The sequence below is a fragment of the Psychrobacter sp. TB55-MNA-CIBAN-0194 genome (assembly GCF_040309505.1).
GTDB lineage: Bacteria > Pseudomonadota > Gammaproteobacteria > Pseudomonadales > Moraxellaceae > Psychrobacter > Psychrobacter fozii.
Genome location: NZ_JBEOOW010000005.1, coordinates 94,166 through 110,897 on the forward strand (window position 1 = coordinate 94,166; position 16,732 = coordinate 110,897).

The following is a 16,732-nucleotide window of genomic DNA, read 5'->3' on the forward strand; positions in this document are numbered from 1 at the left end:
TTGCAAACGAAAAAAGGAATTGTCGATGCATAAAGCTTTATTGAATAATCGATGGATAAACTATAAAAATCTATCTATATTAATTTTAGTGATTAGCTTTTGCTTGTTCATTTTTAATGCTTTAAATAAAGAGATAGCAAATACTTTTTTTTGGCTAGGAATCACTTTATATGCTCTAAGATTGGTGGTTATTCCTATGGATTTTACTCAAAACATCTCTTCAGTAGATTACACAAAGAACTATGATGAAAATAATACATGGCATAAATGGGTGATGCTAGGTGAGAGATTTTCTTCCTTTATTTTTACTATCTTGATAGCATACACAATATTTTTGCAATTCAAGTGATAACTAGGACATGCCTTTAATTCAGTACGTAGCTATTTACTGAATTAAAAGCCTACCTTAGGAATCTGGCAATATCACCTCCCCTTTTGCAACGCCTTTAATCGCTGTTGACGACCTTTCCACCACAGATAAACGCCAGTAATAGACAAAACAGTCACAGCCAAACCTATCAATGCTAAAAATATTTGATACAGTAAATGGCCAATACCTTGGCTAATATGCCCCATGTGTAAGGTTGATAGCCATTGATCAGCTTTGCTACCAAATGATGAGTTTTGATAGCCAAAGTTGACGCGCTCAACGCTACCCGTCCGTGCGTTGACAGTAATAGACGAAGCGCCGCCTTTTCTGCCGATATCTTTATCTGTTTTAAAGCGCAGTTGCCATTGACCTTCATCCTCTACCCAACGTATGCCTAATAACTCACGTACTGTCAGGCCCTTACTTTTGGCAGCGATGTCTGCCTGTTCGCTTAGATAAGCAATACTATTGGCTTTATTGACAACATCCATAGCATAGACATTATCAGCCTCGTTATTCAAAGCTTCGCCCTTTACAGCGCCAATCCTCGCACCTCTGTCTGCACTAGCAGTCTGCCCAACTTTTTCACGTGGTTTTTTTGATTTTTCTTGTTTTTCGCCTCTGCCTTCGAGCCCAACAATTGCCTGCATGACAGGGCGATAGACTTGCTGTAAATTAAAGCCAACACTCGACCAAGCAATGACAAATAACATACCCCAAAGCCACAACCCAAAGGCATGGTGCAAGTCATAATTTAGTTTAAACAGATTACTCTTGGTACGAATTTTCCACGCTGGTAACCAACGCTTGAGAAAGGATGCGCGTTTTTTAGATGAGGGCTTTTTCTGTATGTTTTTCTTTTTAAGTGCTCTCGGAAACGTTAAATAAAAACCGATAAAGCAGTTAATCGTCCAAACGACAGATACGATACCTAATACCCATTTGCCGATATCGCCAAGCAATAAATCGCGGTGCAACCAAAAAACTTTCCACATGGTATTGTGCAATGCCCATTGATCTTTATCACGGGTTCCGATGATATTACCGTCATAGGGATTCACATAGACTTCTTGAAACGGTGCTTTCGGTTGGTTTTGGGCAGCCTTACCTCGGGCTCTATCTACCGAAAATACTGCCGACCTGTCTGCCGCTATCGACGTTGGCATGCTAGAAAAATTATGCTCTGGATAGGCACTGACTACCCTATCATGCAGCACTGCAATAGGAAGGTGCGGCGTGTCTTGGGCATCAACCTTAGCCAGTTTATGATTGAACACATCGTCTAGCTCTTCATGAAATGCTAATAACGTGCCAGTAATACCAGCGATAATTAAAAATGCTGCCATGGCAAGCCCCGTATAACGGTGAATCCAAAGACAACTGAGGCGAAGATTGAATGACATAAATAAATCTGCTGTTATATTATGATAGTTATTAAAAGAAATCTGTTTAATCAAGCTCATTTAAAGAGGCTTAATTCAAGAAAGCCATTTAAAAAAAGTTACTGACAGCACAAAAGGCCTGAACCAATAGCTCAGACCTTTTTTAATCGAACAAACCCTGTGTCTACCTATTAAAAGTCAACGCTAACGTCAAACACATAAGTACGACCCGGCTCATTGAAGGTACGTGCCCCAGCATTGGTACTAGTACCTTCGCGATAAACACCCGTATCAAACAAGTTTTTGACACCCGCACCAACGGTAATTGCTTTTGTCAGATCATAGCGAGTACTCACATTAGCAATGGCGTACGGATCACGGTCAAGCAACAATGTATCGAGTTCATCATCTGTGGTCACTGAACGCTTGGGGGCCTCAATCGTGCCATAGTAGCTCACATCAGCGTTAGCATTCCAACGCGGCGTAATGTCCCAATCGACACCTGTGTTCACAGTGAACTTAGGAATGAGTGATAGCGGCTCGCCATTGTCTTTTCGCTCTGAACGCAAAATACCAGTTATGTTAGAAGACCATGACACCGTATCGGTAACAGGGACTTTTACAAACCCTTCTAAACCCTCAATCACTGCTTCGCCTTGGTTTTCCCATACGAAGATCGAGCGGCCTGTCGCCGTATCTAACGCCACACGATCGACACCAGCGCCGATTCGGTTGTCATAAGCGTTATGATAGTAAGTCAAGCCAGCATTTAGCCCAGTACCATCATCATAAGTAAAGGTCAGCTCTTTATTCCAAGAGGTTTCATTTTCTAGGTCGGGATTACCCAATACATGACACCCTCTTTCGTCAGCAGGTACCCAAGATGGACAGCCATTACCACCCGTGTAGTAGATGTAATTTGGATCAAGTTGATATAACGAGGGCGCTTTGAAGGCACGGCTGACACCGCCTTTCACTGACCAATCAGGACTAAAGTGCCAAGTGCTGTTGATACTAGGCGACCAGTTACTGCCAGCCTCGCTATGGTAGTCAAAACGTAGACCTGGAGTGATATACCAGTCAGGTGTAATCTCATAGTTGTCTTCTAAATAAGCACCGATGAGGTAGGCATCAGAGGTTGGGTCGCGCTTTTCAGGGTCGGTCTCTACATCACCAAAATCAAAACCATCTGTAAATGCCAAATCAGATACTACAGGGTTATCTAGCTTTTCACCACGGAACTCAGCGCCAGCGGTCAAAGTATGACGGTCAAAATAGATATCCCACTCTGACTTAGCATTGAGCGTATCGTAAGTGGCTTCTGTCCATTCGAAGTCCTCGCCGTCATCAGGTATGACAATTTGACCTTCACCACCACCAGCACTGCCTACAGCCAGACTTTCATTGACCGTCCGACTATACTCGATAAAGCTGTTACTACTAGCGTCATCATACTCACCGCGATGCGTGATTGCCGCACCATAACGCTGCATTTTGCTCGTTGTTTCACCTTCTAACTGATCTAATAAATTTTGGTTCACGGTTTGGAACAATGAATCACCTGCCCAGCGATTCTCTTGGCGGCTATAATTCACTTCAAAACCGACGGTATTCATCGCATCCATTGCATATTCGAACAGTTGGCGCACATCGATATTTTCGACACCTTCAGTACCTGCTGCAATAGAATCGTCTTGCGCTTCTGCTGCGTTAATAGAAGGATCGTCCGCTTCACTATCGTGGTAACCAAGAGTGGTACGCGAGGACAGCTTGTCAGTCAATGCGCCAGACATATTGACGTTGGTACGCCAGCTACTGCCTTCTAGATCACTTTCTGGTGCTTCGTAATGTCCACTGACAGAAAACTCCGTTTCTGTTGGGCGCTTGGTAATGATGTTTACCACACCGCCCATACTACCAGAGCCATAACGGGCTGCTGCTGGGCCACGCAGTACTTCGATACTCTCAATAGCACTTGGTGGCACCCATTGTGAGTCACCGCGCGTGTCTTGCTCACTACCACGGCTAGGACGTACGGAGTTGCGAGAAGTCACAGGACGGCCGTCGATTAAGATAAGCGTGTTGTTTGGACCCATGCCACGCAAATCAATTTGACGCTGGTTACCGCGCTGTCCCGACGTCGACGATCCTGAGAGATTCACACCCGGCATTTTACGTACAATCTCTGAAATGTCATTAGAAAGCGATGCTTTTTCGATGGCCTCTTCGCTAATAATAGACAGCCCTGCCGCCTGCTCCAACTCCTCTCTCGCCGCTCGCACCACAATCGTGTCTAGTGTGGCTGTAGGCACTGCTTCCTGCTCAGTCGCTGCTTGCGTTACCATCTCATCGCTTTCTGCTGCAACAGCTGTGCTACTAAGAATAGAAGCCACAGCGATACTGAGCAAAACTTTGCCCGTCACTAAGCGTTGAGCGTTCTTTGGAGAAGTGAGGTATGAATGATCAGAGCGACCTGATTGGTTTAACATAAATAACGTTCCTTGAAGCACTTAGGCTCATTAGTACCTTTCAATTGCACCGACAGCGAATATTTTTAGCCACTCCGTAACAAACATGTCATGAAGTATGCGTATGCAAAGTGTGACTAAAGCATGGTCAAGTGGCTTAAATATCGATGTAAGACAAATTAGTAAAGGTAGGTACTGAGTAGGGTTAAAAGTTTGGTAACGCGACAACTGGCATAGACCAACTGCTTAAAATATGAATCACGATAAGTTCTCTAGAATAGGTACAGCAAAGAATCTTTAACTATTCTGTAATGAACGGAACACACTTTAGCAAGATAGAAAAGATAATGCAAACATTAATGATACTTATTCTCATTAATGTTTGCACACACCACCTAATAGCTGTTTTAAATGCGAAATCAGTGCTCAATATACCTATAGAAACGCCTCATAATGCCATTTGTATAAGCCCATCCAAACTCTATCGGTATCTTCAAGATATATCAGAACCCACAAAACCTTCAGTGACAACTTACACCGTTATAAACGCTATGAATCAGATTCTGCATCTTGACGCTTGATCACTTTATGCTCATCTTCGCTATTGTCCAGTTTCCAATAACTCGAAATATACAAATGGGTTTTGGCCACATTTCGGTCATGTTTGAAGTACTGGCGCAGTGCTCGCATACTATTGAACTCACACGCTGTCCATACGGCAGCCTCGCCCTCTAACCAAGTCAGTGCTTTGACTTGCTCTAGTAAAGGATAGTGGCTATCACTTGCCGCTGGATTGATAACCCAATGAACCTCTAGATTTTGTGGTTTTTTAACAGACTGAATATCAGCGTCGCTTAGCACTTCTATGACGGCATAACCGACTGCGTCATCAGGTAGCTGTGCTAAATTCACCGTGATAGCTGGCAGTGCCGTCATATCGCCTACTAACAAAAACCAGTCTGCCTGATGATTGATCAGCTTTTTTTCACCAGGGCCGCCAATCAAAATCTCATCTCCTATGGCAGTTGTTTTTGCCCAGTGCGATGCCAGTCCTTCGGTACCTTGATGATTAAGACCATGTAATACAAAATCGACATCGATCTCACTGTAACGCTGTTGGACAATGGTGTAAGTGCGCATAATCGGTTTACGCCCTTCACCCTGTGGAAACATCAGCTTGATATAGCCGCTTTCCTGATCGGCGGGAAAACCGTCAAATGCCTCTCCGCCTAACGTAATACGGCGCATGTTGGGCGTGATATCGACAATACTTTTAACCTCTAAAATTCTAGGAGTTGGTTTGGCCATTTTTGCATCCTTTTTCTATAAAGTTATCTCTAACGTTTAGTGTCTGACAACAACTCAATCAATAGTTCTTTAACAGGGGTAAAAATAGAACAGTCAATCTCATATAAACATTAAAAAGCCAGCCACCTCAAAAAGGTAACTGGCTGCTATTAGCTGTCAAATTGACGTGTTAAACATGAATGATCAAATGCCCGTTGTCTAGCTATCAAATCTAGCTATTAAAATTGATAGGTTAGAGAGGCTTTCACATTTCTTCCGATCGCATAATCCGTATAGTCCGAATCGTCTGAGTAGCGTGATGAATGATTTGCATACGTTTCATCAAACATATTGTAGACGCCTAGCGTCGCTTTTACGCCCGCTAACTGCTGAGGCGTGTAGGTCATGAATATATCATGTACGTCATAGCCTTCTTTTTCGGTATCTGTATCATCACCTGTATTAGGATTGATAGAGGTCACGTACGTACTGCGCCAGCCTAAATCAAGTGTGTCAGTCGGAGCATATCCCAAGTTAACCATATACTTGTCACCAGAATCATTTTCATCTCCTGTGCCTTGTGACAGACTATAGCCAGACTCTTTACCTTCGCTACGGGCACGCGCATAGCTCAATCCCATATTGAAGTTATTAGTACGGTAATCAGCTGAAAGCTCTACCCCTTTGATTTCATAATCTTCATCTGCATTAAATGAGCCTGCGCACGTGCCCGTATCAGAGGCCAGTCCTGTGGTGCAATCAAGGCCGCTTTCGTAAGAAATCCAGTTTTCCAAATCTGTCACAAAGTACTTACCAGAGAGGCGTAACGAATCATCTTCAGTGGTTAAGCCACGGAAAATAGTTGATACACCAACTTCAGTATTACTGCCAGTTTCAGGCTCTAAATTAGAAGAAATATATTTATCTTCACCATCTGTATTACGGATGGCTTCCTGTAAGTCAGGGCCATTGAACAACTGGGTATAACTTGCAAATACATTGGTACTTGGCAACACTTGATAGCTAGCGGCAAAAGCGCCCACTACATTGTCGTACGTTTCACCATTTGCCACTTCTTCTGGCGCTTCGTAATGATCATAACGGACGCCAGGTGTTAGCGTTAACTTACCAATCTGCCACTGATCTTCTAAATATACAGACGTGTTTTTTGCTTCATCATTACCCTGATGAACACCGTCGAACGAAGCATCAGACTCTTTTGTGTAATACTCAACACCAGTAATCAGCTTATGTGAGCCTAACTGACTTTGTATGCGACTGGTGTTTTCTATCTTGCCGCCTTTGGTGATCAAATCAACTTCAACAGCTCCATTGTCTTTATCGAGCTCTGTTTCAGACTGATAAATGTTGGCTTTGATATCAATTAAGTCATTGGCTGGTTGGTAACCATACTCTAATGTATAGGTATCACGGCTTTGTTTCCAAGGTACAGCAGGGTTCCAACCATTCTCATCAGTTAATGGAAAATCCGCTCGGTTTGCATACATGCCTTCATTTTCTGTACGGCTAAAGCTACCACTGACGTGATGATTATCACCTAGATAAGTGCCTGCCTTTAACAAAATGCTTTCGGTGTCACCGTCTGACGTTTGAATGTCGCGACCATCACCATCTTCACCTGCTTCGGAGGTGCGTTTGCCATAATAAGCCAATAAATCAACATTTTCTGTCGGTGCAGCAAATACGGTCGTTGACGTTAACAGCTCGTTATTATTGCTGGCGTAGCCGGTATGGACTTTTGCACCAATTTTTTGATCGACATCGAGCAAGTCCGCAGCATCAACTGTCTCAAAAGCAACCGCACCACCAATCGCATCATTACCTAGAGTGACTGAGTTATTACCAACTGAAACTTCAGACCGCTTCAACAAGTCTGGATCAATGACCAAATCTCCAGCATGGTGGAATGCATAGCCTTCTTGACGAGCACCATCAACGGTCACTTTTAGATTCGTATCATCAAAGCCACGAATGCGCACACGTTGATTGATTGCCGTTGTACCGCCTACCGAAGCGCCTGGTACGCCATCTAAAAAGTCACTCAAAAGACTCGCTTGCCCTGCAGGTATATACTGGGCTGAATCAACAGAATTCTTTTGCAAATTATCACGTACAGAGCTATTGGCTGTCACTGTGATGGTCTGTAACGTGACGTTTGGCACCTCTTCTACAGGAGCTGCACTAGCCGCTTGCGACCACAATACCGCAGCAACACCCATAGACAATACTGTTAATGGGCTAGAGAGCTTTGATGATTTTACTTCACGCATAACGAACTTACTCACTTTATTTACTATTAGGAATTAGAATTTTTGAGACGATTTATTCAAACGTTGATTGTTTTGAATAATCGCTTCTATTGATGATTAACAACTGCTTTTTGCATGATAGGTATTCAGATGAATAGCCATTTTTACCATGCTAAATTTATCTCATAAATAAAAATACTAATGATAATTGTTAGCATTTACTGAAGACAGGTATCCTAACTAAATATTAACAATTTAGCAATAATTACTATGATTAATTTCATATTTAGGCAGATTTGAAGACTTGGCCCTTCATCAAGAAATTCTGATAACTTATTAAGTAAAGCCTTATATAACGGGCTTCTCAACGTAAAACCTATCGCTATATTCTTATAATAAATACCCGTTATTTTAGAAATAAACGTGCTAATGTTAAAAAAATGTTGCAATAACTAACCCTTTCCCTATACCCTTGGATAGTTGACCAATTAGTCAGGTTTGTAAGAATGACTATTTGCTAGACTCATAAATAACCAATAGCTACCTACTTTTATGTATTCACATAAAAATAAGTGCGACTCTTTGTGAGATGGCTAAACAATACGACTGCTTCTCTAAACTAAAATCAATTCAGTTGGAAAGTATGACAGGGCAACCGAGTGTAGAGGTATATTGAATACTTCAAGTGAGGCTGACGCTGTAACGCATTTATAGTGCATTGATTGACACTATGTATCATCGCATTGCTTAATAATCTCCATAGAGCTGGGACTGAAAGTCACCTTAGGAGGAAGCCAAGATGAGTGAACACACTCAAGGGAACCCCGATTTATTGTATGGACTGCATGACCGTCCTGCTCCTGCAAAAGCATTTTTAGGGGCAGTACAACACGTACTTGCCAGCTTCGTTGGTATCATTACTCCATCATTAATCATAGGCGGTGTCTTGGGTTTAGGGGAACACATCCCCTATCTCATCAGCATGTCATTGATGGTTTCAGGTATTGCAACCTTTATCCAAACACGTAAAGTTGGGCCAGTGGGTTCAGGTTTAATGGCGTTACAAGGCACCAGTTTTGGTTTCTTAGCCGCCGTACTAGCAGCAGGCTTTGTGGTAAAAAACAGGGGCGGTGGTCCAGAGGAAATTCTCTCTGTCATCTTTGGGGTGTCATTTCTTGGTGCCTTTGTCGAAATTTTCTTGAGTCAGTTCATCACCAAACTCAAATCATTGATGAGTCCAATCGTGACGGGTTGTGTGATCGTGACTATCGGTTTGTCGTTGACTAAGGTTGGCTTGACAGATTTGGCAGGTGGTGTCGGTGCAGAAGACTTTGGTAGTATGCAAAACTTACTACTAGGCGGCGGTGTGTTGGTCAGTGTGGTACTGATTAGTATCGTCAACAGTAAAGTCATTCGCTCAAGTGCAATATTTATTGGGTTGATGCTTGGGCTGATAGCTGCTGTCTTTATGGGACGTATTGATTTTTCTCTAGTTTCTGAAGCCCCTCTATTTACGATGCCTGTACCTTTTAAATTCGGTTTTGGTTTTGACTGGCAGGCTTTTATCCCTATCGCCTTTATGTATGTCATTACCAGTATTGAGACGTCAGGTGATTTGACGGCGACTTCGATGATCTCAGGCGAGCCAATCAAAGGCCCAGTATACGAAAAACGCATCAAAGGCGGTGTACTAGGTGATGGAGTCAACTCATTGATTGCAGCGGTATTCAACACCTTCCCAGTGACGACTTTTAGCCAGAACAATGGTGTTATTCAGATGACGGGTATTGCCAGCCGCTATATTGGTTTTTATGTTGGCGCTATCTTATTCACCATGGGCATGTTCCCTATCCTTGGCGCTATCTTTACTCAGTTACCCAAGCCGGTCGTTGGCGGTGTGACATTGCTGATGTTTGCAACGGTAGCGACTGCTGGTATTCGCATCCTATCAACGGTGAACTTCACCCATCGCAATATCTTGATTATTGCAACCTCTTTAGGTCTGTCAATGGGTGTGGCCTTTGTACCTGATGTATTCGCACAAGCACCGCAGCTATTCCGTAATATCTTTGGTTCAGCGGTGACCATGTCGGGTATCGTCGCTATTGCACTTGATATGATTTTACCCAAGAATTACGGTGTCGAATTTGATACAGCAGAACAGCATTTAGATGACGGTCTAAAACCGCTTAGACAAAAAATTTAACCTTCCCTAATGGGAATAACGCTAGCGCATTGATAATGCACTAGCGTTATTTTTTATAATTTGTGCGTAAAAAATGGCAAGAAACAATCGTTATTCAAGACCACAGCCACGTAAGATAAACGGCACCAAGAAATCAGCGGCACGTGTTTCGTCCTGCTGGTCATAATCAGTCTTTTCCATCAAGCCAACGATTTCTGTTTCAAATTCAGCATAGCGTTGCGTTGTTGCCCAAATTAAAATCAATAACTGTAATGGGTCAGCAATACCAATTTTGCCTTGCTCATGCCAGACTTTCATGACCTTCGCTTTATCAATCGCCCACTCTTTCATCGTCGTCGACATAAAATTATTCAAATGTGGTGCGCCGCCGATGACTTCAAGCGCAAACAGTTTATGTCGGTTTGGATTAGCAAAGGCTTGATGCAATTTGGTACGAACAAATTTTTCGATGACCACTTTAGGGTCACTATCAACTGTCATAGTCACTAAACCATCATTCCACTCTTGAATAATAGAGTGCAGCACCATCTGATATAGATTCTTTTTATTTTTAAAATAATAATGAATATTGGCTTTTGGCAGCTTGGCTCTATCAGCGATACTTTGCATCGTCGCACCACCAAATCCTTGCAGCACAAACTCTTCTTCAGCTGCCGCTAGAATGACAGCCTGATTATGCGCACGAATGCCTTGCTGGTTGTGCGGTGTCGCCGCCTCAAACGTCTCTTGTATGTTTATGTCGGTCTCTTGGGCCATATGAGTTATACCTGTCGTTATTATGATGAATAGATAGCAGGATTCGAGTAAGTAGCTCTATTTAATTTCTAATTTTTATGAAATATAAGCCACTTAAATAAAATATCCTGATAAAGTAGTTGACCAAATGGTCAGGTTTGAGCAGAATAGTAATATTAAACCAATTATTATTCGATAAATACTATTTCAGTATGTGATTTTGTATCTAGCAGCATGAGCGTATCACCATAAACCCAATGCCCGCCCATTCTAATCCATCACTGTTAAATGAAAAGGATATTACTGTGAAATTATCTTTACAGCAATTTAACGAACTCTCGCCAGCTGACGCAACCTCACATCTATTGACCTGTTGTACTAGCACTCACTGGGCGCAGACTTTAGTAAATAAACGTCCTTTCATCGACATGCACGCCTTAATCGCTCATAGTGATGACGCTTGGGTACAAGCTCAAACGGATGAGAAAAATCTACTAGAGGCGTTTGATGGGCATCCACAAATTGGTAATGTCGATTCGCTAAAAGCAAAATATCGCAACACTCAAGACAGTGCAGCACACGAGCAATCAGGTGCCAATGATGCTGAAGACGATGTCATTGCAGCATTGGCACAAGGCAATCAAGATTATCTCGATAAATTTGGTTTTATCTTTATTGTATTTGCCACCGGTAAGAGCGCTCAGCAAATGCTGGATCTACTGTTAGCACGGCTACCAAATGATCGCGATGCTGAACTCGTCAATGCCGCTGCCGAGCAAAATAAAATCACGCGTTTACGGTTACAGAAACTACTGAGCGCCGCGTAAACCTCATCTGCCCCACATATATAAATGGAGTTATTATGTCAGCCACTCTCTCATCACATATTTTAGACACTCATCTTGGCAAACCAGCGGCTGATGTCGCCGTGACCCTACATCGTATTACCGATAGCGGCGAAGCTACTCTATTAGCAAACGGTATCACCAATGCCGATGGACGCGTGGCTCCTGATAGCTGGCAGTTTGGCTCAGAAATTGATAGTAGCGAATCTGATTTGAGTCATGGCCGTTATACGCTGACTTTTGATACGCAGTCTTACTTTGATACGCAGCAGCTCACCGCATTTTATCCGCAAGTCATCATCGATTTTATGATGCGTGATGCCAATCATTACCACATACCGTTATTGCTTAGCGCACATGGCTATAGCACTTATCGTGGCTCGTGACTGTATTTAATAGCATTTGATTTGATGTCATTTGATTTGAGGTCATGACGACGAAATGACGGTGCAAGAGCACATCGCAATACATCGCAATACAACGGTATATTAAATAACAAAGCATATCGAACAAAAAAACGCTGACGACAGAACATTGTAAAAAAGGACATTTGCCACATGGGCGCTTATTATCTCGACTGGTTAAATTTATTTTTCCGCTGGTTCCACGTCATCGCTGGCGTAGCATGGATTGGGGCTTCATTTTATTTTGTTTGGTTAGATCTCAGTCTACGTAAACCACCACAATGGAAAACGGACAAAGGTATTTCTGGTGACCTATGGGCGGTACATGGCGGCGGCTTTTATGAAATTGCCAAATATAAGCTCGAACCTGAACAGATGCCCAAAACGCTGCATTGGTTCAAATGGGAGGCTTATACCACCTGGCTGACGGGTATGGCCATGCTGTCTATCGTTTACTATGCCAATGCTACGGCCTATCTGATTGACCCAAGCAAGGTTGCCTTTGGTAGCAGTGTTGGTGCTATCTCGACCAGCTTGTTGTTCTTATTCGGTAGCTACTTTATCTATGAAGTCATTGTCCGTAGTCACTTGGGCAAAAACTCACTCATCTTTAGTAGCATTATTTTTATCCTATTGATTATCGCTTGCTGGGGTTCGTACCAGTTATTCAGCGACCGTGCGTCGTTCATCCATATCGGTGCCATTTTAGGTACGGTTATGGCAGGTAATGTCTTCTTTGGCATCATGCCTGCCCAACGAGCGCTAGTCGATTGTGTGAGGCGCGGAGAGAAACCGGGCAAGGAAGTAGCCGATTTGGCACTACAAGCCAAAAACCGCTCGTTGATGAATAACTACTTCACCCTGCCGCTTATTTTTATCATGATTAGCAATCACTATCCGATGATGTATGCTCATGCTCACGGTTGGTTGGTGTTAGTCTTTGTTTGTATTATCACTGCAATCGTACGTCATTACTTTAACCAAAAGCATTTGGATAATCATAAGCCGCGCTATTTGGTTATCCCTGCTGTATTAACGGTTTTGTTAATTATTTGGATGCGTCCTGAGCCAATTGAACCATTGCCTGTTGCTACTGCTGCAGTCGCTGCGGAAACAACACCAGATAGCGTATCGCCAGATGATGTGCCACCAACTACTGAGAGTGCAGTCGCCAGTTCTGCTGTGAGTACTGATGCCATTTCTGATGAAGCTGTCTCCAATGAAAGTGTCACTGCCGATGTCGTACCAGTTACGGCCTCTGTAGCTACTGGTGTTGACGACGCCATGATGAATGTCGTGCACACGCGCTGTAGCACTTGCCATGCAGCACAGCCTACTCAGCAGGGATTTGCCGCGCCACCAGCAGGTATCATCTTGCAAACGCCAGCAGACATAAAAATGCACAAAGCCAAAATAATCACTGCCGTACAAACAGGCTATATGCCATTGGCCAATCTCACTCAGTTGACGGATGAAGAACGTCAGCAGATGGTTGCCTATGCGTCAGGGTTATAGATAACGGTCGATAGATAAAGATCGTATAAATCCAAAGTTATACATTACTTTGCTGCAGTTGCTCTAATTTATTTAAGGCATTTAAGATATTAAGGATACATTTACAATGAGTAAAAAAATAACCAGTGATTTCAATCAAGATGCCTACCCTCGTGACCTAAAAGGCTATGGCGATAAGCCACCAAAGGCCAACTGGCCAGGCGGTGCCAAGATCGCTGTTCAGTTCGTCCTAAATATCGAAGAAGGCGCAGAAAACAGCGTCATTCATGGTGATAGTCAGTCAGAGCGATTTTTATCGGATGTTTTGGGTACGCCTGAGTTTAACAATCGTCACCAATCGATTGAGTCAGCATTTGAGTACGGTAGCCGTGTTGGCGTTTGGCGAGTATTGGATACCTTTAAAGAGTATGGTTTGCCTATTACCACGTTTACTTGTGCTGCCGCTGCCGAAAAAACACCGCATATCATCGAGCGCGTATTAGAAGATGGGCACGAAATTGCCAGTCATGGTCTACGCTGGATTACTTATCAAAATATGTACCGCGAAACCGAGCGTGAGCATGTGCGCCGCGCGACTGAGATATTCGAGAGCATGATTGGTGGGCAGCCGCTTGGCTGGTACACTGGTCGTGATAGCCCAAACACTCGTGAGCTAGTCGCCGAGCAAGGTGGCTATATTTATGACTCTGACTCTTATGCGGACGAGTTGCCCTACTGGCTCAATGTCAAAGTAGAAGACGGTAACAAAATCGCACGTAAACCGCATCTGGTCATCCCTTATACGCTAGAAACCAACGACATGCGCTTTTCGTCTAGCCCTGGATTTACCAACGCTGAACCTTTTTATCAGTACTTAAAAGACAGCTTCGACACCTTATATGAAGAAGGCGAACATACACCTAAAATGCTGACTATCGGTTTGCATTGCCGCATCATTGGCCGTGCTGGTCGTATCACTGCCCTCAAAAAGTTTTTGCAATACATCACTAGCAAACCCGACGTGTGGGTATGCCGCCGCGATGACATTGCCAAACACTGGTATAAAAACCATCCAGCCACTGCGGACAACACGACAAACTGGCTGTAACCCTACATTTAGATACCAATTTATCGCGGCACACCATTATTATCGCGGCACAACACCATTAAGGAATATTAATAATGTCAAAAAAAAGCACTTATTACGCACCAACTGGCGGCTTACCTCCGCAAACACAGCTACTGTCCGATCGTGCTATCTTCACCGAAGCTTATGCAATTATTCCTAAACGTGTACTAACCGACATTGTTATTAGCTACCTACCATTTTGGGAAGGCATGCGAATGTGGGTGATTGCACGTCCTTTAACTGGCTTTTCAGAGACCTTCTCACAATACATCGTTGAAGTAGCGCCAAACGGAGGCTCACAAAAGCCTGAACTGGACGCTAAAGCTGAAGGGGTATTATTTGTCGTTGAAGGTGAAATGGATATTACCATTGAGGGCGAAGCGCATCATCTGGAAGCGGGTGGCTATGCTTTCTTACCGCCTGAATGTAAGTGGACGGTGAAAAACAACAGCGATAAGCACGTTAAATTTCATTGGATCCGCAAAGCCTATCAGTTTGTAGACGGTATTGATGCGCCTGAGCCTTTTGTCACCAGCGATCACGAAGTTGCTGCTATTGAGATGCTGGGCACAGACGGCGTATGGGCAACCACTCGGTTTACAGAGCAGTCTGATATGCGTCACGACATGCATGTAAATATCGTCACTTTCCAACCGGGTGGCGTGATTCCATTTGATGAAACGCATGTGATGGAACATGGCTTGTATGTACTAGAAGGTAAAGCCGTTTATCACTTAAACGGTGAATGGGTCGAAGTGGAGGCCGGTGATTTTATGTGGCTACGCGCATTTTGCCCGCAGTCTTGTTATGCCGGTGGACCTGGTCCATTTAGATACTTGCTCTATAAAGACGTGAATAGACATATGCCATTTATTCGCCCAGAGCGATAAGTCGTCTCTTTTTTGTATTAACCTGACTATAAATAAACAATATAGACGCATCATCGTTTATTTGAGTATGTCATTTATTCTCAAGTGGTGATTTAGGTCGCGTACTGGTTTATGATAAATTAGCTCATAATAAGTATAAACAGTGATTATAAATAGTAATCGCCAAAAGTAAGGCAAATCATGAGTACTCTTATGAAGACTACGATCGTTGCAAAACCTTTAACCAAAGCTGATTTTGCGCCCTACGGCACCGTTATCGAACCCTATAACAAGGATGAGCAAACGCCTGAAAACAGCTACCATATCAATAAAGGCTACGCATGTCGCCATCATGCCATTGCCGAGGCTAAGCTCGATGGTGGTAATGTGGGCATGAGTATCTTCCGTGCCAAAAAACGTGATTTCCCTATCTGCTTATCGGTGATGGAATACCATCCATTTGGCACGCAAGCGTTTTTTTCAATGAATGCTCAGGACTATATCGTTGTCGTTGCTCCCGCAGGTACACCGCCTCAATCTGCTGATGATTTGACCGTGTTTTATGCCAAATCTCATCAAGGGGTGCAATATGACGCCAATGTTTGGCATCATCCCCTACTCGCACTGGGTCATGACTCTGACTTTTTAGTGATTGACCGTATCAATGGTGAAGGTCAGAACTGCTATGAGCTCGATATAGACGGTTGGCAGGTGCAAATTGAGCTTGCCCCAGAATAGATTTAATCGCTATTAATAACAAATGATAAACAGACCAGCTAATCACCGTTAGCTGGTTTTTTACTTTAGACAAGTTCAATTTTATGGAAAGGTTAGTGAAAACAAGGAAGCATTTTATGACTTTACTTGTCTTTTACGTACTACTGTACTAGAATACTGAAACAAGATTAAGACTGACATTAGCAAGACAGCTATCTACCCTTTTATTAAGATTGAACATTATGAGTACTGACCCTTATCGCAGTTTATTAAAGCATCTAGCGGCTTGTCATGACAGCGCTGATATCGAAGTGCTGTTTAGTGCGCTATTGACCGACAAAGAACAACGCGAAATTGCCAACCGTATCCGTATCTTTGACTTGTTAGAACACAATATCACCCAACGTGAAATATCTGAGAAACTAGGCGTCGGTATCGCAACTGTCTCGCGCGGTGCTAAAGTTATGCAAAGTCATGACGTCAGCGCCCTATTAGCGACACACAGACAAGACTCTTAATATAGTCAATCCACTATATACGACACCATATTATTTGA

14 protein-coding genes are annotated in these 16,732 nt (G+C 43.2%); 9 read left to right on the forward strand and 5 right to left on the reverse strand.

All coding sequences use genetic code 11. The features are described from left to right. Positions 1-25 precede the first annotated feature (25 nt). The gene (locus AAEY75_RS07525; protein ID WP_197134459.1) at positions 26-349 is read left to right on the forward strand and encodes a hypothetical protein; all 324 of its coding nucleotides are present in this window, start codon (positions 26-28) and stop codon (positions 347-349) included. A 74-nt stretch (positions 350-423) separates the two neighbouring features. On the opposite strand, the gene AAEY75_RS07530 is transcribed toward AAEY75_RS07525, so the two are convergent. The 4 genes from AAEY75_RS07530 to AAEY75_RS07545 form a co-directional block, all read right to left on the reverse strand. Beyond that, positions 424-1,773, reverse strand: coding sequence for a PepSY-associated TM helix domain-containing protein (locus AAEY75_RS07530; RefSeq protein WP_502944386.1), 1,350 nt, complete (start codon positions 1,771-1,773; stop codon positions 424-426). 170 nt (positions 1,774-1,943) lie between these two features. Beyond that, a complete protein-coding gene (locus AAEY75_RS07535) occupies positions 1,944-4,241 on the reverse strand; it encodes a FepA family TonB-dependent siderophore receptor (RefSeq protein WP_352259264.1) in 2,298 nt (765 codons plus the stop codon). A 528-nt stretch (positions 4,242-4,769) separates the two neighbouring features. Then, the gene (locus AAEY75_RS07540) at positions 4,770-5,528 is read right to left on the reverse strand and encodes a siderophore-interacting protein (RefSeq protein ID WP_197216699.1); all 759 of its coding nucleotides are present in this window, start codon (positions 5,526-5,528) and stop codon (positions 4,770-4,772) included. 218 nt (positions 5,529-5,746) lie between these two features. Then, entirely contained in the window at positions 5,747-7,798 is a 2,052-nt protein-coding gene (locus tag AAEY75_RS07545) for a TonB-dependent receptor domain-containing protein (protein WP_352259265.1), read from the reverse strand. 778 nt (positions 7,799-8,576) lie between these two features. On the opposite strand from AAEY75_RS07545, the gene AAEY75_RS07550 reads away from it, so the two are divergent. Next, positions 8,577-9,983: a uracil-xanthine permease family protein gene (locus AAEY75_RS07550; protein WP_352259266.1), complete on the forward strand. Its 1,407-nt coding sequence runs from the start codon at positions 8,577-8,579 to the stop codon at positions 9,981-9,983. Between the two features lie 90 nt (positions 9,984-10,073). Here AAEY75_RS07550 and AAEY75_RS07555 read toward each other — a convergent pair whose 3' ends face one another. Continuing rightward, complete coding sequence (locus AAEY75_RS07555) at positions 10,074-10,739, reverse strand: TetR/AcrR family transcriptional regulator (protein WP_194197766.1); 666 nt, start codon at positions 10,737-10,739, stop codon at positions 10,074-10,076. 284 nt (positions 10,740-11,023) lie between these two features. Between AAEY75_RS07555 and uraD the strand changes: the two genes are divergently transcribed. The 7 genes from uraD (at position 11,024) to AAEY75_RS07590 (ending at position 16,694) form a co-directional block, all read left to right on the forward strand. Next, positions 11,024-11,545 carry a 2-oxo-4-hydroxy-4-carboxy-5-ureidoimidazoline decarboxylase gene (gene uraD / locus AAEY75_RS07560; protein WP_352259267.1) on the forward strand — a complete coding sequence of 174 codons (522 nt, stop codon included), beginning with the start codon at positions 11,024-11,026 and terminating at the stop codon, positions 11,543-11,545. 35 nt (positions 11,546-11,580) lie between these two features. After that, positions 11,581-11,949 (forward strand): hydroxyisourate hydrolase, encoded by a 369-nt coding sequence (gene uraH / locus AAEY75_RS07565; protein ID WP_352259268.1) that lies wholly within the window; start codon positions 11,581-11,583, stop codon positions 11,947-11,949. A gap of 171 nt (positions 11,950-12,120) precedes the next feature. Beyond that, positions 12,121-13,482, forward strand: coding sequence for a urate hydroxylase PuuD (locus tag AAEY75_RS07570; RefSeq protein ID WP_352259269.1), 1,362 nt, complete (start codon positions 12,121-12,123; stop codon positions 13,480-13,482). A gap of 106 nt (positions 13,483-13,588) precedes the next feature. Beyond that, positions 13,589-14,569: an allantoinase PuuE gene (gene puuE, locus AAEY75_RS07575; protein WP_352259270.1), complete on the forward strand. Its 981-nt coding sequence runs from the start codon at positions 13,589-13,591 to the stop codon at positions 14,567-14,569. Between the two features lie 74 nt (positions 14,570-14,643). Continuing rightward, complete coding sequence (locus tag AAEY75_RS07580) at positions 14,644-15,480, forward strand: bifunctional allantoicase/(S)-ureidoglycine aminohydrolase (protein ID WP_197216685.1); 837 nt, start codon at positions 14,644-14,646, stop codon at positions 15,478-15,480. A 180-nt stretch (positions 15,481-15,660) separates the two neighbouring features. Then, positions 15,661-16,197 carry an ureidoglycolate lyase gene (locus AAEY75_RS07585; RefSeq protein WP_352259271.1) on the forward strand — a complete coding sequence of 179 codons (537 nt, stop codon included), beginning with the start codon at positions 15,661-15,663 and terminating at the stop codon, positions 16,195-16,197. Positions 16,198-16,418: 221 nt separating this feature from the next. Then, positions 16,419-16,694 carry a Trp family transcriptional regulator gene (locus tag AAEY75_RS07590; RefSeq protein ID WP_194197759.1) on the forward strand — a complete coding sequence of 92 codons (276 nt, stop codon included), beginning with the start codon at positions 16,419-16,421 and terminating at the stop codon, positions 16,692-16,694. The last annotated feature ends 38 nt before the right edge of the window (positions 16,695-16,732 follow it).

Excerpts from the sequence above, each read along its gene's own strand:
- AAEY75_RS07580 (WP_197216685.1), top strand. The coding sequence starts at position 14,644 with ATGTCAAAAAAAAGCACTTATTACGCACCAACTGGCGGCTTACCTCCG.
- AAEY75_RS07525 (WP_197134459.1), top strand. The coding sequence starts at position 26 with ATGCATAAAGCTTTATTGAATAATCGATGGATAAACTATAAAAATCTA.
- AAEY75_RS07570 (WP_352259269.1), top strand. The coding sequence starts at position 12,121 with ATGGGCGCTTATTATCTCGACTGGTTAAATTTATTTTTCCGCTGGTTC.
- AAEY75_RS07555 (WP_194197766.1), bottom strand. The coding sequence starts at position 10,739 with ATGGCCCAAGAGACCGACATAAACATACAAGAGACGTTTGAGGCGGCG.
- AAEY75_RS07530 (WP_502944386.1), bottom strand. The coding sequence starts at position 1,773 with ATGTCATTCAATCTTCGCCTCAGTTGTCTTTGGATTCACCGTTATACG.
- AAEY75_RS07535 (WP_352259264.1), bottom strand. The coding sequence starts at position 4,241 with ATGTTAAACCAATCAGGTCGCTCTGATCATTCATACCTCACTTCTCCA.
- uraH (WP_352259268.1), top strand. The coding sequence starts at position 11,581 with ATGTCAGCCACTCTCTCATCACATATTTTAGACACTCATCTTGGCAAA.
- AAEY75_RS07545 (WP_352259265.1), bottom strand. The coding sequence starts at position 7,798 with ATGCGTGAAGTAAAATCATCAAAGCTCTCTAGCCCATTAACAGTATTG.
- AAEY75_RS07585 (WP_352259271.1), top strand. The coding sequence starts at position 15,661 with ATGAGTACTCTTATGAAGACTACGATCGTTGCAAAACCTTTAACCAAA.
- puuE (WP_352259270.1), top strand. The coding sequence starts at position 13,589 with ATGAGTAAAAAAATAACCAGTGATTTCAATCAAGATGCCTACCCTCGT.
- AAEY75_RS07550 (WP_352259266.1), top strand. The coding sequence starts at position 8,577 with ATGAGTGAACACACTCAAGGGAACCCCGATTTATTGTATGGACTGCAT.
- AAEY75_RS07590 (WP_194197759.1), top strand. The coding sequence starts at position 16,419 with ATGAGTACTGACCCTTATCGCAGTTTATTAAAGCATCTAGCGGCTTGT.
- AAEY75_RS07540 (WP_197216699.1), bottom strand. The coding sequence starts at position 5,528 with ATGGCCAAACCAACTCCTAGAATTTTAGAGGTTAAAAGTATTGTCGAT.